The organism is Marinobacterium sp. xm-a-152 (genome assembly GCF_013282965.1).
Classification (GTDB): Bacteria; Pseudomonadota; Gammaproteobacteria; order Pseudomonadales; family Balneatricaceae; genus Marinobacterium_E.
On record NZ_WBYI01000004.1, the window covers coordinates 50710 to 73917 of the forward strand.

Here is a 23208-nt window from a genome sequence, read left to right on the forward strand (position 1 = left end):
TTCAAACTTTTAGATATACCTTTATAACCAAAATCACATCAAAAACACTGTTTTTAAGCATTGAACTGAAACTTTTGGTCGAAACGGCACAAATCGTTAGAATGTCCTGCAACCGTTGTTAGGAATTACACCATGCTGTCAGGTCTATCCGTCACCCTTATCGCTTTAGGCTACCTTGGCCTACTATTTGCGATCGCTTACTTAGGCGATCGAAGTCGTGCCGGAAAGAGCTGGGCGGGCAACCCGATCATCTATTCACTCTCCTTGGCGGTTTACTGTTCATCTTGGACCTTTTACGGTGCCGTCGGACGAGCCCACACCACTGGCTGGGAGTTTTTGGCGACCTATATTGGGCCGGTTATTGTCTTCATTTTGGGCTGGCAGGTTATTGAGAAGATCAGTCGCGTCAGTAAACAGCAGAACATTACTACCATCTCCGACTTTATCTCGTCACGTTACGGCAAAAGCCAAACCATCGCCGTTCTGGTTACTGTAATAGCAGTTTTGGGAACCATTCCCTACATCGCGCTTCAGCTGAAAGCGGTCGCAGTGAGTTACAACGCGATCGCTCCGGCTGCGACGGAAGCGCTGAGCAAAGGTAGTGATACCGCCCTTGTTGTAGCGCTCACAATGGCCCTATTCGCGATTTTGTTTGGTACTCGCCATATTGATGCCACTGAGCACCATCAGGGTTTGGTATTAGCCGTTGCGTTTGAGTCGGTCATCAAATTGACGGCCTTCCTTGCGGTCGGTTTCTTTGTCACCTTTGAATTCTATGGTGGTGTAGAGCAGACAGTTGCCAGTGTTCAATCGCAACTGCACTCGACTAACTTTTCAGGCTCGCTGTTTGCGGGGAGTTTCTTAACTGAAATTCTGCTGGCCTGTGGTGCGATCATCTGTCTACCACGCCAGTTTCATGTGACCATTGTCGAGAACATCAAACACAACAATCTTAGAATCGCCCGCTGGCTCTTCCCTGCTTACCTATTTCTACTAGCGCTATTCGTTCTACCCATCGCGTCGGCCGGTGCTATCTCACTGCCAACTTTTGCGCTTAACCCGGACTCCTGGGTACTGACCTTACCGTTAAGCCAGGGCCACCCGGGGCTGGCAACCTTTGCTTTTATCGGTGGTCTTTCAGCGGCGACCAGTATGGTTATCGTGGCCTCTATTACTCTGGCTACCATGGTCTGTAACGACATAGTCATTCCTATTCTGCTGCGCATTCCGAGTCTTCGCATTGCAGAGAGCAAAGATCTTGGCCGACTACTGTTAAGTGTGCGCCGTATCACCATCTTCATGCTTCTGTTGATGGGCTACTTCTACTACCGAATTTTGGGGGACCAGGGTTCCCTCGCCTCCTTTGGTCTACTCGCCTTTGTCGCAGCGATTCAATTCTTACCCAGTATCATCGGTGCGTTGTACTGGAAAGAGGGCAACCGAAGCGGTGCCATTGCTGGCTTAGTAAGCGGCTTTGCACTCTGGTGCTATACGCTAGTCTACCCTGTATTCGAAGTCGCCAATTTAGTTCCTGATACACTGATACGTGACGGTGTCATTCCAACTTGGTTACAACCAACCTCCCTATTTGGAATTCAAGGAATTAACCCACTGACTCATGGTGTCATCTGGTCTCTGGGAATTAACATTCTGGCCTACTACCTAGTATCCAACCTAACGCGCGCCCGTTTAGTAGATCGAATTCAAGCCAGTGCGTATGTCGATAGCCGACGTGACGAAACAACAGAGCCAGGTCGTCAGACGACGCCCGTCACCATCAGCGACCTGCAGATGCTTGCTGAGCGTTTCTTGGGCATTCGCCGCACACAAGAGGCGATGAACGAGTATTGGAGCAGTCGCGATGAAGAGCCATTGTCAGCGGGTGTCAAAGCGGATAACGAACTGATCCAATATATAGAACGCCTACTGGCTGGTGTTATCGGTGCGTCATCAGCCCGCATCGTCATGGACTCGACACTGCGCGGTAAAGATATGCAGATTGGCGATGTCGTTGCGATTGTTGATGAGGCATCACAGGCACTGCGTTTCAACAAATCGCTGCTACAGTCGACCATTGAGAACGTCTCTTTGGGCATCAGCGTAGTCGATCAGAAGTATCGTCTGGTTGCATGGAACCAAAAGTTCATCGACATGTTCGACTACCCAGAAGAGCTAATTAGCGTCGGCCGCCCCATCGAGGAGATTATCCGTTTCAACGCGGTTCATGGTGAGTATGGATTCTCTGGAAACTCCATCGATGAACAGGTTGAACAGCGCATGCAGCTGCTGCGTTCTGGCAAACCGCACGGGTTTGAACGTTATCGCCCGAACGGCCAAGTGTTAGAGGTACGCGGTAACCCGATGCCCGATGGCGGTTACGTCAACACCTACATGGATATTACCGAGCACAAGCGTGTCGAAGATGCACTGCGTGAGAGTGAGCAGAACATCCGTGTCTATACCGACAACGTGCCGGTCATGATCAGCTATCTTGATCCGGAACAGAACTACCTATTCGTCAACAAAGCGTTTGCTGATGGCGTTGGCATTAACCGACATACCATTGCCGGCACACCTAGTCATACCATCATGCCTAAAGATCAGTATGAGTTGCGCCAGCCGTTCGTGAGACGTGTATTGCAGGGTGAACGTGTCAAATTTGAAGCTCGCTTACCGACCCAAGACGATTCACTGCGCTTTGCTGAGTTAACGATGATTCCGCACATTGGCGAGTACGGGGACATCTTGGGTTACTTCACACTTTACCAAGATATCACAGAGCGCCGTAATGCCGAGATCGCTCTGCAAGAGACTAATGAAAACCTTGAGAAACGTGTTGAAGAGCGCACCCAAGCGGTATCCCTAATTAACAAAGAGCTGCGCAAAGAGAACACCGTCCGTGCGCTAATGGAAGATGAACTACGCCAGGCCAAATCGGATGCTGAAGCGGCCAACTTAGGTAAAACACGATTCTTGGCTGCGGCCAGCCACGACCTGCTGCAACCACTGAATGCGGCTCGTCTCTTCACATCGGCGCTGGCTCAACAGAGTCACCAGAACGAGACCGCACAGTTGGTTGATAACTTGGATGGTGCTCTGCGATCAGCGGAAGAGCTCATTACTGCCATACTGGACATCTCCAAGCTGGATGCCGGTGCGCTAGAGCCCAACATGACTCACTTCTCTGTCCAAAACGTCTTCTCGAACCTGGATACTGAATTCACCGCTATGGCGGAGAAGAAAGGGCTGAAATTCAAGAGTATCGACTGCAAAGCGGTGGTGCATTCAGATCAAACACTACTGCGTCGTATTCTGCAGAACTTCATCTCAAATGCGATCCGCTACACCAACTCGGGCCGAGTACTGCTGGGTGTTCGCCACCACAGCAAGTTTATCCGCATTGAAGTATGGGATACCGGTGTCGGCATTGCAGAGGATAAGATCTCTGAAGTCTTTGAAGAGTTTCGTCGCATCGACAACCCACGCCACTCAGAGGTACAAGGGCTCGGATTAGGCTTGGCGATTACAGAACGTATCGCCAAGATGCTGAAGCATAAGCTGAATGTTCGATCCTGGCCGACCAAAGGCACGGTCTTCAGTGTTGATGTTCCGCTGGGCGACCCTGCACTTGCTGTGAAGCAGAAACCACAACAGCGTGGCTGGATCCGCTCGAAAGGCCTAAACGGCGTCAACGTATTGGTGATCGATAACGAACCGAAGATCCTAGAGGGGATGACCGCACTACTGACCGGCTGGAGCTGTGAAGTACGAACCGCCCTCTCCATTCAAGCGGCTGTTGAAACCTGTAGCGATGGTTCATTCAGACCGGACATCATGCTGGTCGATTACCACCTTGGCGAGACCGATACCGGCATCATGGCATTGAAAGAGCTAGCTGAACTGGGACTCGGCGACGTGCCGGCAATCATCATCACCGCCGACCGAACCGACGAGGTTAAAGCAGAGATAACAGAACACGGCGCGATACTGCTGAACAAACCGGTCAAACCAGCCGCTCTGCGCCAGCTGATCAGCAAAAACGTCTCGAAGTAGCTGTTGGAGCGGTCTTAAACTTGTTGTTGGAGCGGTCTTAAAAAGGCCGCGATTTTTTGACGGCTGTGTCTGGCCTTCAGCCTGACACCACTTTCTTTTAAACCCCAGCCTTCCACCCAGACGTTATCGGATAACGTCGGTCACGACCAAAGCCACGATTGGTAATACGCGTTCCGATCGGCGCTTGGCGACGTTTATACTCATTAATATCGATTAGACGAATCACTCGCAGTACATCGGCTTCGTTGTACCCCTCAGCAATAATCATCTCTGCGCTGTAATCATGCTCGACGTACATCTCGATGATCGCATCCAACTGATCGTAATCTGGCAAGCTGTCTTGGTCTGTTTGATCTGGACGAAGTTCAGCCGAGGGTGGACGAGTGATGACACGCTCTGGGATGACCGGGCTGATCGTATTGCGGTAACGCGATAGCTCATAGACCAGAGTTTTCGGAATATCTTTAAGAACACAGAAACCACCCGCCATGTCACCGTACAAGGTTGAATAACCGACGGCCGTTTCCGATTTATTGCTGGTCGTAAGAACGAGGTAGCCTTTCTTATTAGAGATCGCCATTAACAAGACACCCCGACAGCGTGCTTGCAGGTTCTCTTCCGTTGCATCGACCTCTGTGCCAGCAAATTCGCCCGCCAACTCCTGCATGAATGCTTCATACATCGGTTCAATCGAGATCACTGAGTGGCGAATGCCTAGAGCCTCTGCTTCCAGTGCAGCATCTTCGACACTGATAGAGGAGGTGTACTTAAACGGCATCATGACACACTCAACGCGATCCGGACCCAAGGCATCCACAGCAACTGCAGCCGTTAATGCCGAATCGATACCGCCAGATAGGCCAAACACTACCCCCTTAAAGCCGTTCTTGTTAACGTAATCACGCACACCCATTACAAGCGTTTGGTAGACCATACTATAGTGATCAGCTTCGGGCGTTGAAGGCTGTAGCGGCTCAACAGCACCCGATTCAAGATCGATAGATACCTTGTAGATACCCTCTTCATGATGAGGCGCCATGTAGGCTAGCTGCCCCTTGGCATCCACGACCTGCGAACCACCATCAAAGACCAACTCATCCTGCGCACCCACTTGGTTTACATAGACAATCGGGGCATTTGCAGTGGTTGCACGATCTTGTAACGCCTCGGTACGCTCATTGGTTTTACCCATGTGATAGGGAGATGCATTAGGCACAAGAATCGCTTTAACACCGGCCTCGGCCTGGCGTTGAGTCGGCTCTCTCTCCCAAATATCGGCACAGATTTGCAGCCCTAAAGTGTGACCCTTGTACTCAAATACACCGTCATTAGTGTGCGGTTCAAAGTAGCGATCTTCATCAAAGACAAGATAGTTAGGCAGATGCTGTTTGGCATACTCGATCAACACCTCACCATCCTCAATGATGGCCGCCATGTTGCGTAACTCGCCCTCTTTCTCAGCTGGATAGCCCACCAACAAAGCAATGCCGCGGACCTCAGTTTTCAAGCGATTTAGAGCTTCATCAACCCGTCGTTTAAGACTGGGACGCAGAAGCAGATCTTCAGGCGGATAACCGGTTATCGACAGCTCCGAAAAGACGATGATATCCGTATCACCTTGAGACGCTGCATCCATAGCAGCATCGATCATCTTTTGTGTATTACCCGGAATATCACCGACAAGAAAATTGATTTGAGCGAGCGCGACGACAAGTTGCTGAGACATAAAGCGATCTGAAATCTTCAAATTAAATAGATTGCCAAAGTATACGCACATCCCCCGTAGGAGGGAATTTGAGCAAAGCGAAAAAGCCCGAAAATTCATTCATGACGACTGGCTTCAGCCTATCACCACCCCAATAAAAAGCACCCTGTTGGAGCTTTCTCAAAGAGGAAGCGATCAGGTGACTGGTTTTAACCTGTCATCCGCACCATGGAAAAACACACCCTGTAGGAGGCCACCCAAAGGGACGCCGACCGCTTTTAATCATCCGCAGATGTTTGGCAGAAACTTGGCAAATACTCACTAGGAATCAACGACTCATCCGAATCATCACTAATACATCGCCAAGTCGTCGGAAAATCCGGATTCTCCGCCCGCAACACAAACCGCCGCCCTTCCAGCGCATCAATATTGGCAATCGATACCCGAATCTCGCCGGCAGAATGGCTCCACCAGGCATTTTTCACATAAGCGGAGTTATCACCAAAGTATTCATTACTGATACCTAACTCACTTAGAGCTTTGGTCCAATGTAATTTAGAAAGCCCTGAAGTACCGCCATTCGCAATCGCATAATTAACTAGCGCCAACTTGATGGGCTCAGTCGCTGCCAGAGCATCCATCAACTTGGCACGCACCGTGAATTGGGTATACGCAGGCAACGCAATGGAAGAGAGAATAGCGATGATCACGACCGCGATCATCAGTTCGATAAGGGTATAGCCACCCTTCCTTGGGTGATTGTAACCGTCCATGGTTACCTCCTTTCAAAAATACCACCTTAAATCTTGTGAGTTTTTAATTGTTGGTTGTTGATAGGGTTATTGAATCGCTACAACTAATACCACCAGAAGTATTAGTAACTGTAAGTTTAAATGAAACACTTGAGTCTTTCGGAGCTAAGACAGTCGCTTTTGTTTCACTGATATTAGATATGTTTTGTATGGAGCTGTTAGCACTAGAAACAGAGGTGGCGTTCTCTGCAGCATTTGTAATTGTATATTCAAGTGTAAATTCCTTATTTTTCGTAACAGTTGAAGATGGTGATGTAATTTCAACCGTACAAAAACCATCTAATGAAGAGCAATCGTCAGATACAAAAACCGATTGCCCCCCCATGTCACTAGAAACACCTACGAACTCTTCTAATCCGTTTGTTGGGGAACAGATCTGGTACCCGCTATCAGTTAATTGATCGTTTAAAACATGCTGTATTTGTCCAGTCCACGATCCCGATGTGTAAATATCACAATCATATTGCTCCCCAGTAGTTGTGCAAACTTGATATGTTCCAGACTGAGAGTCGTCACAGCTTCCATCTTCTTGAACATAACACGCTGTTATATAGCCACTTGGAAATTGATCTGTAGAACTTAAGATTGCATTAGAAGCGGATAACCCTATGCTAGAAGCAGCAGCAACTGCGCCGGAGACAGAACCAGAAATTGAGATTTTCGAAGCTGAAACTGTTGCAACCCCAATAGAAACAATTTGATTTGGACAATTCTTAGAACCTTCTATATCCAAACAAACATAATCTCCTTTATTACCTAAAAAATTATTAAATGCAGCACCTACCACACCCGAGAATAAACTAGTGTACTCAGAATTATTAATTGCTGATGACGTGGCTTGTAGCGGAGTAGTGGTACTTTCGGCCAACACGAAATTGTGCCCTGCAACCCTGTCAGGTTTGTCCGACCCATAGCCATAAATATCGCCAGGTTCAAGACCTTTTGAGATTAAAATTAAATTTCCATCATTATCAAATAGTGCTCCCCCATCACCGAAAGCAACCGAATATCCACGGTAAATTCTTTGGTTATTGTCTGCCCATTCTGGAGACCGAGAATCCAAATTAGTTACATTGCACAATATAGGATTATAACTCGCATCACTTGTATCACAGGTCGGGTCACCCACTACAGATTGTGAAGTATCCGAGCCTATAAATATAGGAATGTTCCCGTACCAACCACCGCCAAAGAAACACACATACTCGATAAATAATCCATTTACACCATTTTGTATTGGCCCTTTTGGACATACACCAGTATCAGAGGGTTTGATTACAAAATTAGAGTCATCTGGCGAAACATCGATCTCATCAAGAACGTAAACGATACCTCGAACTTCCGCAAAACCTGCAGAGTCAGTTGTAACTAGCAACTCTTTTTCTTCACCATTGATAGTCGAAATTAAACGAATTTCATTAGATCCTTCAGCTTGTGAAACAACCACGTTTTTAAGTGTCACACCAACTGGTAGCACTCCTCCTGGTGCGTCGTCACCATAACTTGCATTGCCGGTTGGCGGATTAATATTTGTTCCCAACCCACTAAGATCAACTCCAGTAACAGTACCACCAACCAAAGAAATATCGAAAGCATCAGCAACTACTACAGTAGAAAGGTTGATGTTATTTTCTGAATCGCATTCAGAGCCACCCCAGTAAACGTTAACAACTCCCATAACAGAATCAGTAGTTGTGTCAGGGGTTAATGTTCCATTGATTGAAAAAGTTTCGCTCGATCCATTAACGATTTCACATGCAACTTCTGATGGCCAAGACCATGAAGAGGTTCCAAGTGATGCTAACTCAGCCTGCCCAGAAAGCTCTCTAAGCTTATCAATCTTTGCTTGAGCTAATAGAAGAGCCTCAAATCTTGCCTTCGTATCTGTGGATTCAGAAAACAGAGTTGTTGTGAAAAATGCCACGCCAAGCAGCCCAACAGCTGATACAACAAGTGCTATTAGGGCTTCAATAAGAACAAAACCACTACCTTTCTTTTGATGTAACATTACCAATCTCTCCAGCTGCCGACTAATGTCGATGCACTAGCGCCATCTCCCAATCCATTTGTGTAATTAGAATCAAACTCTATATTTATTCCTCCATTACCCATATCTACTGCGCCATAAGAAATAAGTGAGCCTTTAAATTTAGGACTATCAAACGACCCACCATTACCATTGAACTTGTCAACATTTCCCGAAACGAAAACTAAACCCGTTATAGCTGGTGGATTTCCAGCTGACCAGTCATCGTCAATTACGATTACTTTTTGATCTACTCCTAAATCTGTCGAGCTAGGAATACTCACTCCCGTCGTACCTGTCTCTTTAGTGTTTTTGAGGCAAATAACGCTACCGGCATTTTCAATTGCTTCTTTAAAGGTTTCAAAGCCATTAAATGTACTATCGTCATTTTCATCAATAAAATTCTCTTCACCTCCACAGAAAGTTACGATTTCTGACCCCAGAAATGCCTCTTCAAACTCGGTTTTATCCAAAGTGCTTAGAGCTGGATCATTTTCAATTAAATCACTACCTCTGACATTCTTATTGGAAGATTCGATATAAGTACCAAGTTCACTTGGGTGAGGTACATAGCTACTCCAAGTACCTCCACCTGATGAACCTATATCAACAGAATCACCACTCCATATGGTAAAATTCCCGGAGTTGTTTTTTATTGTAAAGTTCCCAGAAAGAGTAGTACCGCCTGCGGCAACAATAGGAACTTTCGGCGGGTTTAATTTCTGATAGCTAATTACGGCACTAACTATCCGCGAAACAGATCCATCACCACTATCACCTTGTGCGTATAACTTTAAAACATCCCCCTCAAATTCACCCCAATAAGCCCAAGTTGAACCTGTTGTATCAAGAGAGCCAGAAGTTCTTTCAGAGTAACTTGGCAATTCCATTGTTTCTCTGAAAGCAGATACACCCAGTGACAAACCAGACTGCGCAGCTTCAAAAGCAGCGATAGCACGTTGCTCATCTGCCACCACTTGTTTTTCATTGATAATAGAAGAAGAAATCGTGAAAGCTGTAATAGTTGTAGCCATTAGCAGAACGATAACTGTAACTAGTGTCGCTATGCCTTTTTGATTTTGTATTCGGTGAGAAATGATCATGTTCAGTCCTCAACGTAGTTGTTAGGTATTAATACAGAGACTGATTTTGTAGAGCTTATTGATTCAGTCGCATGAGATGCAGCAATAGATATATCTACCGATCGAGAGTAGACGGTAACGCTACCGTTAGCTGTGGACACGGTATTCAAAGTAAACGTTAGGTCACTAATATTCATAACCGTTTTATCTGTAAAAGCAGTCCAATCAGAATCATCACAACCGTCCAATGATCCTGACTTTGTATAAATGACGTTATCTAATAACTTAAAGCCCTTTTGATCAGGTAAAACCTTTGGATCAGATGAAACATTGGTCTCGTCATCTGAATTAACATCGTAACCATACAAAATGCAGTCTCCACTCACATTAACATCTAGAGCGGAGCTAGTTGTCTGGTAGTAACTATTACTACCTTGAGCCGAATAGCCATGACGACGAATCTCGCCGCTCATAGTATCTAGAAGAATGCTCAATTCTCGGTTGAGTTGAGTAGAAGCTAGGGTTGTTTTACTCACATTAAATATCTGCAGGTAGAGAAACAGCGCTCCAGAAAGAACGATAAGACCCACCGCCATACCGATCATCAGTTCAATCAAGGTATAGCCAGACTGAAACTTCATTCTCAATCTACTCATCTACCACCCTAATCAACTGATTATTGGAAATGAATATTTTTCGAGAGTCACCGTTTGCACCAGTGACTGGAATAGAGACTGACGCAGCTGACAATGCCGGCATTACAAACGCTGTACTTACTCCGGTTGAAACCGTGACGCCAGGGTAATCACGTCCGTGAGCATAGATCGGGGCATCAGACGATGCACATGTTGCATTACTCACACTGGATGCATACGCACACCAGTCACCCGAATCATCGCTGACAAAGAAGTATCGAGTGCCATTGTTCGATACAGCTTGGCGCCTAGCCAATATAGCCTGACTGTAGATTGCCTGAGCTGCACCTAACAAACGCTCTCTAGCGATGTAATCTTGGTATGAAGGTATAGCGATAGCCGCAATGATTCCGATAATGGCGACAGTCACCATTAATTCGATTGCACTGACTCCTTTTTGATACACAAAATAAGACATTGCTATCTGCCCCAACAGTCCAAATCAACGTAGCTACCAGCTCCAGAAGTCGGGCCATTTCGATTGACGGCAAAGGGCTCTTCACATTCGTCATCAACATGTCCTGCAACGGCCTTTATCTCAAACGAACTAGTTGAATTACTGACTACAGTTAAAGTGTAATAACCATCGTTAGAGGAAATACTATTAGTCCCCCAAAGTTCTAATGAATCAGCAAATTCGGTGTTATTGGCTCTAAACTTTTCTTGATCAATTCGCGCTTGAGATAGCGAGTTCATAGCGTCTGACCTCTTAGCCTGTATGGCATAATCCTGATAAGCCGGATAAGCGATAGCCGCAAGAATTCCGATGATCGTCACTACGATCATCAGTTCAATCAGAGTAAAGCCTTTTTGGTGACGCATTGAATCCCTCCGTTACATTCATTAAATATAGCAGAGGAACAGAAAATGGAGGGGGTTTTACTGAATATTCAGAACCTGAACTTCGAAAAGAATCGTTTTTCCTGCAAGAGGGTGATTGAAATCAACCTCCACACGCTCGTCATCGAACTCGACGATGACACCGGGCAGTTCGCCACCGGGCTCTTGGAATGAGATGACCAAGCCTGGCTCTAGCTCCATATCTTTGAAGTCTGAGCGTTTCATGGTTTGGATGTTGCTTGGATTGTGCTGACCAAAGCCGCGCTCTGGATCGATGGTTAGATCGAGATGATCGCCCACTTTCAGCCCAGACAAAGCGGCTTCAAAGCCTTCGGGGATATTACCATCGCCCACTTCGAATTCGACAGGAGCACCTTCGAAGTTCGAGTCCACGATCTGTCCATCGGTGAGTTTGATCGCGAAGTGCATGGTCACTTTACGGCCCTGTTCAATGGTAAGTTCGCTCATCTATTAGCTCCGGTCTTTTGATAAAAATAGTGCATCAACAATCAATGCGATGGCGCCAAGGGTGATACCCACATCGGCGATATTAAAGGCTGGGAAATACCAACCTGCGTAGTGAAAGGACAAAAAATCCACTACATAACCGTGAACAATACGGTCAAAAAGATTGCCCAGAGCACCGCCTAAAATAGCGGCATAGCCAAAGGCCTGTATCTTTTTCTGTGGCTCCGTTTGGCGAAGCCAGTGAACGATCAACCCACTCACGACAACCGCAATGGCCACAAACAGCCAGCGCTGCCACCCTGCTTCACTGGCTAAAAAGCTAAAGGCTGCGCCCGTATTATGCAGCAGTCTTAGATCGAAGATGGGAAGAATAGCGATCGGCAGGTTGTAGCTCAGCATACTGGATGCCAACGCTTTACTGCCAAGATCAAGCACTACAATGGCTAGGCTGAGCCATAGCCACTGCAGTGCTGAAGGGTTACGCGTAGTGACGCTGCTCACCTTCGCCCTCTACGTTATCGACACAACGTGTACACAGCTCTGGGTGATCGGCGTTTTGACCGACATCTTCACGGTGGTGCCAACAACGAGCACACTTCGCCTCTTCCGACGCTTTAACTGCGACTTTAAGGCCTTCAACCGCCGTTTCACGAGCGTCTGCACCATTCGCTAGCGGCTCAATGCTGGCAGTCGATGTGATCAATACAAAACGAAGTTCATCACCTAGGCGATTCAGATCGGCTGTGATCTGCTCATCGGCATAGAGTGTTACTTCAGCAGCTAACGAGGCTTTGACTAGCTTCTCGTTACGCGCCTCTTCCAGACACTTGTTAACCGCCTGTTTAACCTGCAGCACACGCTCCCAGTATTCACGACCAAAGGCATCATCTGCAGTCATCTCAAACAAGCCTTCGTACCAGGTCGTTAGCATGGCACTTTCAGGGTTGTTACCTGGCAGCACTTCGATGATCTCATCAGCGGTGAAGCTCAAGATCGGTGCAATCCAGCGAACCAATGCCTGCGCAATATGGTAAAGGGCTGTCTGACAAGAACGACGAGCCAAGCTATCTGGCTTAGTCGTGTACTGACGATCTTTAATAATGTCTAGGTAGAAACCACCCAACTCTTGTGCACAGAAGTTGTGAACTTGCTGGTAAACATCCAAGAAACGGTAGCTGTTGTACGCATCGATCACTCGCTGCTGCAAACGGTAAGCAGAATCAACTGCCCAACGATCCAGCGCCAGCATCTCTTCTGGTTTTACGCTGTGCGCTTCTGGGTCAAAGCCGTTTAGGTTCGCCAATAGGAAGCGCGATGTATTTCGGATACGACGGTAGCTGTCTGCCGTACGCTGAAGAATCTGATCCGATACAGCCATATCACCCGAGTAGTCGGTAGAGGCAACCCAAAGTCGAAGAATATCCGCACCTAGTTTGTCATTCACCTGCTGTGGTGCAATGACGTTACCCAGTGACTTAGACATCTTGTAGCCCTTCTCATCGACAGTAAAGCCGTGAGTCAGAACCTGCTTGTACGGTGCACAACCGTTAATCGCAATCGATGTTTTCAGTGACGACTGGAACCAACCACGATGCTGATCCGACCCCTCTAGGTACATATCAGCCGGGAAGTGCAGGCTCTCTTTGGTACGCAGAACTGAGTGGTGCGTGACACCCGAATCGAACCAAACGTCCATGGTATCGGTCACTTTATCGTAATCCGCTGCTTCTTCACCCAACAGCTCTGCTGGATCTAGATCAAACCATGCGTCGATACCGGTCTCTTCGATACGCTGCGCAACCTGCTCGATCAACTCAGTCGTGCGTGGGTGAAGTTCACCTGTCTGCTTGTGAGTGAATAGCGTAATCGGCGTACCCCAAGTACGTTGACGTGATACACACCAATCTGGGCTCTGACCAACCATCGCTTCGATACGTGTCTGACCCCAATCTGGGAACCACTGTACGCCCTTGATCGCATTCATTGCGTCCGCTTTCAGGTTCTCTTTCTCCATAGAGATGAACCACTGCGGCGTTGCACGGTAGATCAGTGGCGTTTTGGTACGCCAGCAGTGTGGGTAGCTGTGTTGGAAACGTTTCAGGTGCACCAATTTACCTTCACGCTCTAGCGCTTCCGTCACTGGTGCATCCGCTTTGTAGACATGGATGCCAGCAAACTCACCTGCCGCGTCAGTGTAGACACCATCCGCTTGAACAAGGTTTAGGGTTTTAAGGTTGTAGCGGTTACCGACAACGAAGTCGTCCATACCGTGATCAGGCGCCGTGTGAACCGCACCGGTACCTGCATCGGTTGTAACGTGATCACCCAAAATCACAGGCACCTCACGATCAAACACAGGGTGTTCAAGTTGAAGCAGCTCCAGCGCCGCACCGTTTACACGGCCTAATACTTCAAACTTATCTACGCCCCAGCGCTCCATGATCGACTCAACCATTGACTCGGCTAGAACCTGGTAATCGACACCGCTCTCAAGGTGCACTTCAACCAGGGCATACTCCAACTCACCGTTAACCGATACCGCTTGGTTAGCAGGAATGGTCCAAGGTGTGGTTGTCCAGATGACGAGTGAAACATTCTGTTTGTCGGTACCGAACAGTGCATTCACTTTGGCTTGATCGACAAAGGTGAAGCGCACATCGATTGCAGTAGAGGTTTTGTCTTGGTACTCAACCTCAGTCTCAGCCAAGGCTGATTTACCGACCACACTCCAGTAGACCGGTTTGTAACCTTTCACTAGATGGCCACGTTCTGCAATTTTACCCAATGCACGAACGGTATTCGCTTCGGTTTTGAAGTTCATCGTTAGGTAAGGGTCATCCCAATCACCCTGAATACCTAGACGAATAAAGTCCTCTTTCTGACCGGCGATCTGCTCAGTCGCATAGGAGCGACATTTAGCACGGAAATCCGCGTAAGAGACTTTCTCGCCCGCTTTACCGATCAATGTCTCAACCTTGTGCTCGATCGGTAGACCGTGACAGTCCCAACCTGGCGTGTAAGGCGAGTCAAAACCACTTAGGGTTTTGGATTTGATGATCATATCTTTGATGATCTTATTCACCGCGTGACCAATGTGAATACTGCCGTTAGCGTAAGGAGGGCCATCGTGCAGAATAAATTTTGGTCGACCTGCGCTCACTTCACGAATTCGTGCGTAAAGATCCATCTCTTTCCATTTAGCAAGACGCTTAGGTTCAGCAGATGGCAGGTTGCCGCGCATTGGGAACGCAGTTTCCGGCAGGTTTAGAGTCGGTTTGTAATCGGTCATCAATCCAGTCCCAGTTTAGGTATTTGCGGCAGCGAACCAAGCGCGCGCTGCAGCGATATCTTTTGCGATCTGTTCTCGCAAAGCATCCAATCCATCAAAGCGTTGCTCCGCACGCATTGGATGTAAAAATTCAACACTGAGCAGCTCACCATAGAGCTGCCCCGAAAAATCTAGCAGGTGCACTTCCAATACAGGACGCACACCATTGAGTGTCGGCCGACTGCCAACATTGCAAATCGCGTTGTAGGCCTTACCCGCCAAGTGCGCCCTTACCGTGTAGACACCTCGCATAGGGCAGGCGTACTTGTGCATGCGTACATTAGCTGTCGGAAAGCCGAGCTCACGACCCACTTTTTGCCCATGTTGTACACGGCCGGTGACGCGATAGCGACGCCCTAACAGACGAGCAGCTAAGGATAAGTTGTTAGCGGAAAGTGTTTCACGCACGCGTGAACTGCTGACGCGCTCATCCTCTAAAATCAGTGTCGGTGTATCGGCAACGGTAAAACCGTGCGACTCGCCCGCCGCCTTCAACAGTGTGTAATCGCCACGGCGATCACAACCAAAACGAAAATCGTCACCCACTACAAAGTGCTTTACATCCAAGCCTTTCAGCAGCAGCTCATCAATAAACGCCTCAGCTGACAGCGAACGTAAACGCTCGTTGAAGCTCAGGCACAGCACGCGATCAACCCCTTCAGCTTCTAACAGGCGAAGCTTCTCGCCGAAACGGGTTAGGCGAGGTGGCGCTGACTCTGGCGAAAAAAATTCACGTGGTTGCGGTTCAAACACAATCACAACAGAGGGCAACCCCAGTTGTTGCGCTTTTTCTCGCACACCCGACAGTATCATCTGATGACCTAAGTGAACGCCGTCAAAGTTACCGATCGTCGCAACGCAGCCGCGATGATGATCGCGTAAATTGTGAAGCCCTCGAATCAGTTCCATTGCGTTATCAGTTTCACCCAAGCATCAGACAAATAATAAACGCGCGATTATAGCGCATGCAGGCCCCTCTAATTAAGACCTAAAGCGCTATGTTTGAAGGAAATTGTTGGCTTTAGCCACGCAAATGACGAATTCGTACACCGGAAAGGATCAAAGAGACGCAGTAAACCAGAACAGCACCCGCCACGAGCAGGAACATCCACTCGACTCTCTGCCATAAACCAGCCGATAACCAGTCGGTAGCAGCAGGTGCGAACAGCAGAATAACCGCCGCCATCAATGCATTGGCAAACAACAACTGCATAGACCACCTTAACCAGCCAGTTTGCCACTTGAAGACACCCTGTTTAATTAGGCCATGCAACAACCAACCCGCATTCATGAAGGCCGACAGCGCGGTTGCTAAAGCAAGCCCTGCATGCGCCAGAGGGAAGATAAGAATCAAGTTGAACACCATATTCACCACCATCGCTTTAACAGCGATTTTGACGGGGGTTTTCGTATCTTGGCGAGAGAAATAGCCCGGTGCCAGCACCTTGATGAGCATAAACGCGAGCAGACCTAAGCCATAAGCACGAAGACTCATGGCGGCCATGCTGACATCGCGACCGGTCATCTCACCGTAGTGGAACAGCGTCGTTAACAGAGGTTCCGCCAACAGAATCAGAGCCACAGCCGAAGGAATGCCGATCAAAAGCACCATTCGCACCGCCCAATCCAACATTTTGGCGAACTCTTCCCCTGACTTTTCAGCGTGCTTACGAGAGAGGCTTGGCAGAATCACCGTCGCAATCGCGATACCAAATACCCCCAAGGGTAACTCTGCCAGACGATCTGAGTAGTAGAGCCAAGAGACACTGCCCGTCTGCAAGAACGAGGCAAGCACGGTATCCAGTAGCAGATTAATCTGTGCAACCGATACACCAAATAGAGCCGGCAGCATCAGTTTCAGGATGCGCCGAACCCCTTCATCCTTCCAACCGGCTTGCGGCACGGGCAACAGACGCAGTCGCGCTAAAAACGGCAACTGGAACAGCAGTTGGACGGTACCGGCCATCAACACACCCCAAGCCAGCGCCATAATGGGCGGATCAAACAGGGGGCTTAGGTAGACCGCTGAACCGATCAGACAGACGTTCAGCAACACTGGGGTGAACGCGGGCACCGCAAATCGCTCATAGGAGTTCAGAATGGCACCACAAAATGCGGTTAGGGATATCAGCATCAGATAGGGGAAGGTAATGCGCAGCATGTCAGCCGCAAGACCAAAGCTCTCGGAGTCTGACATATAGAACCCAGGCGCAAACAGCATCGCTAACAGTGGTGAACCCAGACTACCCACCAGCGTGACCAGCAACAACACCGAACCCAAGCTGCCGGCGGTGCGATTTACGAGAAATTGAACCGCTGTTAAATCACGTTGCGATCGATACTCAGAGAGCACCGGCACGAAAGCCTGAGCAAAAGCCCCTTCGGCAAAAAGACGTCGTAAAAAGTTAGGGATTTTAAATGCGACAAAAAAAGCGTCGGATGCACCGCTGGCACCGAAGTAACCTGCAACCACCACATCACGAATTAATCCCAGCACTCGCGAGATCATGGTCATGATGCCAACTACAGCACTTGAGCGCAGCAGACCGCCGCCAGATGTCGCTTTTTGACTCAACTTTTAACCTCAAAGTGCTGAATTAATCCGTCGATTATCGCCTACCTAAGAAGAAGGTCAACTAAAAGTGCATTTCTTCTGTGTTTAATGCTTGACAGACGGCAACGATATCGGAATAATTTCGCATCCAATTTTGAGAGACACTTGTCTCGTTTGTTTAACTCAAATTTAAGGAGCTCAGCTGTGGCAAATTCCGCAGGATCTCGTAAACGTGCTCGCCAGGCGGAAAAGCGTCGTCAACATAACGCTAGCCTGCGCTCCATGGTACGTACTTACATCAAGAAAGTACTAAAAGAAGTTGCTGGTGGTGACCAAGCTGCTGCTAACGAAGCATTCAAAGTTGCTCAGCCTATCCTAGATAGCTCGGTAAACAAAGGAATCTTCAAGAAGAGCGCTGTTGCACGCACTAAGAGCCGCCTAAACGCACGAATCAAAGCGATGGCTGCATAAGCGACTGCTAAAAGCTTTTCTAAAAACCCGCTACTTAGCGGGTTTTTTGTTGCCTAAAATCTGGAAGATGCTGACAGAGCACATACCGGTGACAGTAATTTGCTCCTGCAATTACTGTATACATCACATCCGTGTGCTTAACAGGCTTTAGCCTGTCATCCGCTGGTAGACATTACTGACAGTCTGGAAAACACCGATAAAGCAGATGACAGGCTGAAGCCAGTCACTGGTGCTTTTAGATAAACTCTAATAAATACCAATCGCGGCCTTTCAAGACCGCTCCAAAAGTGCCTGATTCTAATCTCGTGCCAGTCGTCCACGTCCGATCGAGACGTGAGTACGATGATTTTTCACGGTTAAGAGTTCAATCGGCTGAGGCCCGGATGGCCGAAGTCTGCAACGGAGGCAGGAGCCGACTTAGTGCCATGGAAGGCATGTATTCCGTTAATGCAGGAGCAATTAACGGTTTGCAGTGTCCTATTGGACTTCAGTGAAAAATCATTGAACGGAGCGTGCCGCAGGCCGAGTGAGCGTGGTCAGTTTGATCCACAGGATGTGGTGAATACCGAAAGTGCAGGAGCACACTTTGGGTGCTGCTTACTTTTTGCTGACCAAAAAGTAAGGCTGGTCGCCTTTAGGCGAGTAGAAAGCTTTTGATCTAGATTTAAAATGATCGCGACCTCTGCGAGATCGCTCCTACAAGATAAAAATCGTGGCCTTTTCAAGACCTCTCCAACGGTTTAGGCCAACGCCATATTATCGCGATGGACTAGCTCTGGATCGGTGATGTGACCGATAAGGGACTCTATCTCTTGGCTGGCGTGACCTTTGATACGGTCCGCCTCATCGAAGGCGTAGTTAACCAAGCCGCGTGCGATAACCTCACCGCCAGTATCGACCAGCTCGACCATCTCACCCCGTGAGAAATCACCCTCTACTTTGACAACACCCGCAGGCAGCAGTGATTTGCCACCCGTTTTAAGCGCTTTCACCGCGCCAGCATCCAAGACTAGACGACCACGCGCCTGAAGATGCCCTGCAATCCAGTGCTTACGCGCAGCTTGGCGACCGTGATCAGGTACTAGCAGCGTACCAATCTCTTCACCCGAGAATATTCTTAGTAGCGCACTCTCTTCACGACCGCTAGCAATAACCGTTACGGCACCTGAACGAGCCGCAAGTCGAGCTGCACGCACTTTGGTTGCCATACCACCACGACCCAACTTACCGCCACCACCGGCGATCTGCAGGAAGTGATCATCTTCAGCACGTCCTTCAGCAATTAATTCAGCATTAGGGTTAGAGCGAGGATCCGCAGTGAACAGCCCTTTTTGATCCGTCAGCAGGATCAGCGCATCGGCCTCAATAGCATTAGCCACCAACGCACCAAGCGTGTCATTGTCACCAAACTGAATCTCACTGGTCACGACCGTGTCATTCTCATTAACAATGGCTACGACACCCAGATCGATCAGGGAGCGCAAGGTCGAGCGTGCATTTAGATAACGTTTACGGTTAGAGAGGTCATCATGAGTCAGCAATACCTGAGCGGTATGAAGGTTGTGTTGCTGAAAGCTAGATTCATACGCTTGAACCAAACCCATCTGACCGACAGCGGCGGCAGCTTGTAGCTTATACATCTCGCTTGGGCGTTCTGACCAACCCAAACGATTCATCCCCTCTGCCACAGCACCTGAAGAGACAAGAACCACCTCAACACCCTGCTGCACTAGTTTAGCGATCTGCTCAACCCAACCAACAATCGCTTGTTGATCCAGACCTTTACCATCATCCGTCAGCAGCGCACTGCCGATTTTGACGACCCAACGACCCTTTTCTGTTAACCGTTGACGTGATGCAGACATGTTACTTTACGTACTCCACTTCAACATCGTAATCGTCATCATCGAAGTCATCCCAATCATCAGCTTCGCCCGCTTCACGACGCGCACGCATTTCGGCACGCATACGTTCAAGATTTTCACGCGCTTCACGGTCAATCTGCATCCGTAGCTCACGCTCTGCATCCACCAATTCTGGATTCTCAGCAAGCGCCTCTTTCTTCTCATCAAGATAGTCTTGCAGCTGATGAACCAAAAGATCAGTGCCTTGCTTGTTGATCGCAGAGATACGGAATACCGGACCATCCCACTCCAACGCATCGATGACTGACTGACAACGCTCTTCAAGCTCCTCTTCTGGCACCATGTCGATCTTATTCAACAACAACCAGCGAGGCTGATCAGCCAAGGTAGGCGAGAACTTATTCAGCTCATTAACTGCAGTGACCGCTGCTTCAGCTGGCGTTACCTCGTCCCAAGGCGCCATATCAACCAGGTGCAACAGTACACGGTTACGCGCCAAGTGTTTTAGGAAGCGAATACCAAGACCGGCACCCTCTGCGGCACCCTCAATGATTCCAGGGATATCGGCAACGACGAAGCTGCGGTGAGCTTCGGTGCGCACAACACCTAGGTTAGGTACCAAGGTAGTAAATGGGTAATTAGCCACTTTAGGCTTAGCGGCTGAGATCGAACGAATCAGCGTCGATTTACCGGCATTTGGCAGACCAAGAAGGCCGACATCAGCCAGGACACGCAACTCCAGACGAACGTTACGCAACTCACCCTCGGAACCTTTAGTCGTTTGACGAGGTGCACGGTTCACACTGCTTTTAAAACGCGTATTACCCAAACCGTGCCAACCGCCCTGAGCGATCTTTTCGACCTGACCGACAGCCGTCAGATCCGCCAACACCTCATCGGTATCCACATCCACAATGGTGGTACCGACTGGCACTTTAAGCACCAGATCTTCACCTTTGGAACCGGTACACTGACGACCCTGACCGCCCTCACCGTTTTGTGCTTTGTAGTGACGCGTAAAGCGGTAATCGATTAGCGTATTAAGACCTGAATCGGCTTCGACAAAAATAGAACCACCATCACCACCGTCGCCACCATCTGGGCCACCTTTTGGAATGTACTTCTCGCGACGGAAACTCATACAGCCGTTTCCGCCTTTACCGGCTTGTACGGTAATCAGTGCTTCATCAACAAACTTCATCTCTTTCTCCTAAATGGAGGAAAAATAGGGCCAGATCGTCTGTCAAACCTAACGACATGATCCTATTTTCCCTCAGTGGGCTGATTTTACTCTGGTAAGAATCAACCTTACATGCTTTTTTGAACTTAATAGCTTTTCAAGCCCTGTCTGGCTTCAGCCTGACACGCTGACACGGCCTAAAAAACAAAAAAACCCGCCTAAGCGGGTTTTTTACGTAACAACGAAACTTAGGCAGTTTCGATGCTAACGAATTTACGGTTGTAAGGGCCTTTAACTTCGAACTTAACAACACCGTTTGCTTTCGCAAATAGAGTGTGGTCTTTGCCGATGCCTACGTTTGTACCAGCGTGGAATTTAGTACCGCGCTGACGAACCAGGATGTTACCCGCAAGTACTTCCTGACCACCAAAACGTTTAACGCCTAAGCGTTTCGACTCCGAATCGCGTCCGTTACGCGTTGAGCCGGCTGCCTTCTTATGAGCCATTCTCTAATCTCCTAGATTCGTTGATCAGCCGTTAATGCCAGTGATTTTAACTTCAGTGTACCACTGACGGTGGCCCTGACGCTTCATGTGGTGCTTACGACGACGGAACTTGATGATTTTCACCTTGTCACCGCGACCGTGTGATACCACTTCAGCAGAAACTTTAGCACCTTCAACAACTGGCGCGCCAACTTTAACGTCGTCGCCGTTGCTAACAAGTAGTACGCGATCGAAATCAACGTTTGAACCAGCTTCAACCGCTAGCTTTTCTACTTTAAGGGTCTGACCCTCTTGTACGCGGTACTGTTTACCACCGCTTACGATTACTGCAAACATCTGTGTTCTCCAATATTTTGCTTACCCGGCTACTAATACGAAACCTGCTCTGAAGGGCTGATGTCTTACGACACCCTCGCACAGGGAGCGTTATTTGGACAAGCTAGGGCGCAGAATAATACAGAACCCCCCACTCAAACTCAACCCTTATTTACACTAAATTGAGGCATTGGAAGGCCTATACACCAGAGTCATATTGACACCCCCGCTCTCACCCCCTAGCATCCGTCTGTCATTTATAAGTAGTAACCAAAATGCAACCACACCAACTCAACCCACTGATCGAGCCTCAATTCGATGCCGTTACGGATTACATCCTTAACAATCTTGGCTCCAATGTCCCTCTAGTAGAGAAGATTGCACATCACATTGTTGAAGGTGGCGGTAAGCGCTTGCGTCCGTTGTTGGTTCTACTGGCTGCCAATGCCGCTGGCTATAAAGGGGAACAACACATTCCACTGGCAGCGGTCATCGAATTCATTCATACGGCAACACTGCTGCATGACGATGTGGTCGACAACTCTGAGCTACGTCGCGGTAACGCCACCGCAAACGCTCAGTGGGGTAATGCGCCGAGCGTATTAGTCGGTGACTTCCTCTACTCTCGCTCATTCCAGATCATGGTTGAGATTGGCCGCATGGAGATCATGCAGGTCATTTCACACGCCACTACGATCATTGCCGAAGGCGAAGTTCTGCAGCTGTTAAACCAGCGCAACCCAGATACCAGTGAAGAGTCTTACCTTCAGGTCATTCTTGGCAAAACGGCCATGCTGTTTGAAGCAGCAACAGAGGTCGGAGCAATTCTAGCGGACAGCTCTGCAGAGAATCGTGAAGCCCTAAGACTTTATGGTCGCCACCTTGGCATCGCCTTCCAAATCGTCGATGACCTACTCGACTATCTATCTGATAGCGAAACCATGGGTAAGAACGTTGGTGATGACCTCGCTGAAGGCAAAGCCACACTGCCACTAATTCATGCAATGCGCGTCGGCAGCGATGAAGATAGAGAGTTGATTCGACAAGCGATCCGCAAAGGCGGACTGGATGATTTATCACCGGTACTCGAGATCGTGCAACGCAATGGATCGATAGACTACTCGCGCCAAAAAGCAGCCGAAGAGATCGATAAAGCGAAAAACGCGATCGCCTCTTTACCAGACACTTCGTTTAAAGAGACGCTGAATCAGATAGCTGATTTGGCTATCGCAAGAACCCAGTGAACACTTAGGTGACAGGCCTTCAGCCTGTCATCCGCTTTCCAATAACATGAAATATCTGGAATAC

General features: G+C 48.5%; 19 protein-coding genes. 3 read left to right on the plus strand and 16 right to left on the minus strand.

The window, feature by feature from the left end; all coding sequences use genetic code 11:
• Window positions 1–132: 132 nt before the first annotated feature.
• The gene (locus XMA152_RS04625) at window positions 133–4053 is read left to right on the plus strand and encodes a NahK/ErcS family hybrid sensor histidine kinase/response regulator (RefSeq protein WP_173482872.1); all 3921 of its coding nucleotides are present in this window, start codon (window positions 133–135) and stop codon (window positions 4051–4053) included.
• A gap of 97 nt (window positions 4054–4150) precedes the next feature.
• On the opposite strand, the gene XMA152_RS04630 is transcribed toward XMA152_RS04625, so the two are convergent.
• From XMA152_RS04630 to murJ, 12 genes are all read right to left on the minus strand, one after another.
• Window positions 4151–5779 (minus strand): NAD+ synthase, encoded by a 1629-nt coding sequence (locus XMA152_RS04630; RefSeq protein ID WP_173482873.1) that lies wholly within the window; start codon window positions 5777–5779, stop codon window positions 4151–4153.
• A 257-nt stretch (window positions 5780–6036) separates the two neighbouring features.
• On the minus strand, window positions 6037–6531 hold the full coding sequence (locus XMA152_RS04635) for a prepilin-type N-terminal cleavage/methylation domain-containing protein (RefSeq protein ID WP_173482991.1): 495 nt from the start codon (window positions 6529–6531) through the stop codon (window positions 6037–6039).
• Between the two features lie 43 nt (window positions 6532–6574).
• The gene (locus XMA152_RS04640) at window positions 6575–8578 is read right to left on the minus strand and encodes a hypothetical protein (RefSeq protein WP_173482874.1); all 2004 of its coding nucleotides are present in this window, start codon (window positions 8576–8578) and stop codon (window positions 6575–6577) included.
• Window positions 8578–9699, minus strand: a complete 1122-nt coding sequence (locus tag XMA152_RS04645; RefSeq protein WP_173482875.1) for a pilus assembly PilX N-terminal domain-containing protein — start codon at window positions 9697–9699, stop codon at window positions 8578–8580. Before XMA152_RS04645 ends, XMA152_RS04640 begins: the two co-directional genes overlap by 1 nt.
• A 2-nt stretch (window positions 9700–9701) precedes the next feature.
• Window positions 9702–10334, minus strand: coding sequence for a PilW family protein (locus tag XMA152_RS04650; RefSeq protein ID WP_173482876.1), 633 nt, complete (start codon window positions 10332–10334; stop codon window positions 9702–9704).
• Entirely contained in the window at window positions 10327–10791 is a 465-nt protein-coding gene (locus tag XMA152_RS04655; protein WP_173482877.1) for a GspH/FimT family pseudopilin, read from the minus strand. Before XMA152_RS04655 ends, XMA152_RS04650 begins: the two co-directional genes overlap by 8 nt.
• Window positions 10792–10793: 2 nt before the next feature.
• Window positions 10794–11195, minus strand: coding sequence for a type IV pilin protein (locus XMA152_RS04660; RefSeq protein ID WP_173482878.1), 402 nt, complete (start codon window positions 11193–11195; stop codon window positions 10794–10796).
• Window positions 11196–11252: 57 nt separating this feature from the next.
• A complete protein-coding gene (locus XMA152_RS04665; RefSeq protein ID WP_173482879.1) occupies window positions 11253–11681 on the minus strand; it encodes a peptidylprolyl isomerase in 429 nt (142 codons plus the stop codon).
• A gap of 3 nt (window positions 11682–11684) precedes the next feature.
• Window positions 11685–12182 carry a signal peptidase II gene (gene lspA / locus XMA152_RS04670; RefSeq protein WP_173482880.1) on the minus strand — a complete coding sequence of 166 codons (498 nt, stop codon included), beginning with the start codon at window positions 12180–12182 and terminating at the stop codon, window positions 11685–11687.
• On the minus strand, window positions 12160–14970 hold the full coding sequence (gene ileS, locus XMA152_RS04675; protein WP_173482881.1) for an isoleucine--tRNA ligase: 2811 nt from the start codon (window positions 14968–14970) through the stop codon (window positions 12160–12162). The genes lspA and ileS overlap by 23 nt, the downstream gene beginning before the upstream one ends.
• Before the next feature lie 15 nt (window positions 14971–14985).
• A complete protein-coding gene (gene ribF / locus XMA152_RS04680) occupies window positions 14986–15918 on the minus strand; it encodes a bifunctional riboflavin kinase/FAD synthetase (protein WP_173482882.1) in 933 nt (310 codons plus the stop codon).
• A 112-nt stretch (window positions 15919–16030) separates the two neighbouring features.
• Window positions 16031–17524, minus strand: coding sequence for a murein biosynthesis integral membrane protein MurJ (murJ, locus tag XMA152_RS04685; protein ID WP_173482992.1), 1494 nt, complete (start codon window positions 17522–17524; stop codon window positions 16031–16033).
• Between the two features lie 243 nt (window positions 17525–17767).
• On the opposite strand from murJ, the gene rpsT reads away from it, so the two are divergent.
• The gene (gene rpsT, locus XMA152_RS04690) at window positions 17768–18034 is read left to right on the plus strand and encodes a 30S ribosomal protein S20 (RefSeq protein WP_173480367.1); all 267 of its coding nucleotides are present in this window, start codon (window positions 17768–17770) and stop codon (window positions 18032–18034) included.
• Between the two features lie 740 nt (window positions 18035–18774).
• Here the strand turns inward: rpsT and proB are convergent.
• From proB to rplU, 4 genes are all read right to left on the minus strand, one after another.
• Entirely contained in the window at window positions 18775–19899 is a 1125-nt protein-coding gene (proB, locus tag XMA152_RS04695) for a glutamate 5-kinase (RefSeq protein WP_173480366.1), read from the minus strand.
• A gap of 1 nt (window position 19900) precedes the next feature.
• Window positions 19901–21100, minus strand: coding sequence for an Obg family GTPase CgtA (gene cgtA / locus XMA152_RS04700; protein WP_173480365.1), 1200 nt, complete (start codon window positions 21098–21100; stop codon window positions 19901–19903).
• A 227-nt stretch (window positions 21101–21327) separates the two neighbouring features.
• Window positions 21328–21585 (minus strand): 50S ribosomal protein L27, encoded by a 258-nt coding sequence (gene rpmA / locus XMA152_RS04705; RefSeq protein WP_173482883.1) that lies wholly within the window; start codon window positions 21583–21585, stop codon window positions 21328–21330.
• A 24-nt stretch (window positions 21586–21609) separates the two neighbouring features.
• Window positions 21610–21921 (minus strand): 50S ribosomal protein L21, encoded by a 312-nt coding sequence (gene rplU / locus XMA152_RS04710; protein ID WP_173480363.1) that lies wholly within the window; start codon window positions 21919–21921, stop codon window positions 21610–21612.
• A gap of 254 nt (window positions 21922–22175) precedes the next feature.
• Between rplU and ispB the strand changes: the two genes are divergently transcribed.
• A complete protein-coding gene (ispB, locus tag XMA152_RS04715; RefSeq protein ID WP_173480362.1) occupies window positions 22176–23144 on the plus strand; it encodes an octaprenyl diphosphate synthase in 969 nt (322 codons plus the stop codon).
• Window positions 23145–23208 lie beyond the last annotated feature (64 nt).

Bases quoted from the DNA above. Each gene is read 5' to 3' on its own strand.
- XMA152_RS04625 (WP_173482872.1), top strand. From the start codon at position 133: ATGCTGTCAGGTCTATCCGTCACCCTTATCGCTTTAGGCTACCTTGGC.
- XMA152_RS04630 (WP_173482873.1), bottom strand. From the start codon at position 5,779: ATGTCTCAGCAACTTGTCGTCGCGCTCGCTCAAATCAATTTTCTTGTC.
- XMA152_RS04635 (WP_173482991.1), bottom strand. From the start codon at position 6,531: ATGGACGGTTACAATCACCCAAGGAAGGGTGGCTATACCCTTATCGAA.
- XMA152_RS04640 (WP_173482874.1), bottom strand. From the start codon at position 8,578: ATGTTACATCAAAAGAAAGGTAGTGGTTTTGTTCTTATTGAAGCCCTA.
- XMA152_RS04645 (WP_173482875.1), bottom strand. From the start codon at position 9,699: ATGATCATTTCTCACCGAATACAAAATCAAAAAGGCATAGCGACACTA.
- XMA152_RS04650 (WP_173482876.1), bottom strand. From the start codon at position 10,334: ATGAGTAGATTGAGAATGAAGTTTCAGTCTGGCTATACCTTGATTGAA.
- XMA152_RS04655 (WP_173482877.1), bottom strand. From the start codon at position 10,791: ATGTCTTATTTTGTGTATCAAAAAGGAGTCAGTGCAATCGAATTAATG.
- XMA152_RS04660 (WP_173482878.1), bottom strand. From the start codon at position 11,195: ATGCGTCACCAAAAAGGCTTTACTCTGATTGAACTGATGATCGTAGTG.
- XMA152_RS04665 (WP_173482879.1), bottom strand. From the start codon at position 11,681: ATGAGCGAACTTACCATTGAACAGGGCCGTAAAGTGACCATGCACTTC.
- ileS (WP_173482881.1), bottom strand. From the start codon at position 14,970: ATGACCGATTACAAACCGACTCTAAACCTGCCGGAAACTGCGTTCCCA.
- ribF (WP_173482882.1), bottom strand. From the start codon at position 15,918: ATGGAACTGATTCGAGGGCTTCACAATTTACGCGATCATCATCGCGGC.
- murJ (WP_173482992.1), bottom strand. From the start codon at position 17,524: ATGACCATGATCTCGCGAGTGCTGGGATTAATTCGTGATGTGGTGGTT.
- proB (WP_173480366.1), bottom strand. From the start codon at position 19,899: ATGTCTGCATCACGTCAACGGTTAACAGAAAAGGGTCGTTGGGTCGTC.
- cgtA (WP_173480365.1), bottom strand. From the start codon at position 21,100: ATGAAGTTTGTTGATGAAGCACTGATTACCGTACAAGCCGGTAAAGGC.
- rpmA (WP_173482883.1), bottom strand. From the start codon at position 21,585: ATGGCTCATAAGAAGGCAGCCGGCTCAACGCGTAACGGACGCGATTCG.
- rplU (WP_173480363.1), bottom strand. From the start codon at position 21,921: ATGTTTGCAGTAATCGTAAGCGGTGGTAAACAGTACCGCGTACAAGAG.
- ispB (WP_173480362.1), top strand. From the start codon at position 22,176: ATGCAACCACACCAACTCAACCCACTGATCGAGCCTCAATTCGATGCC.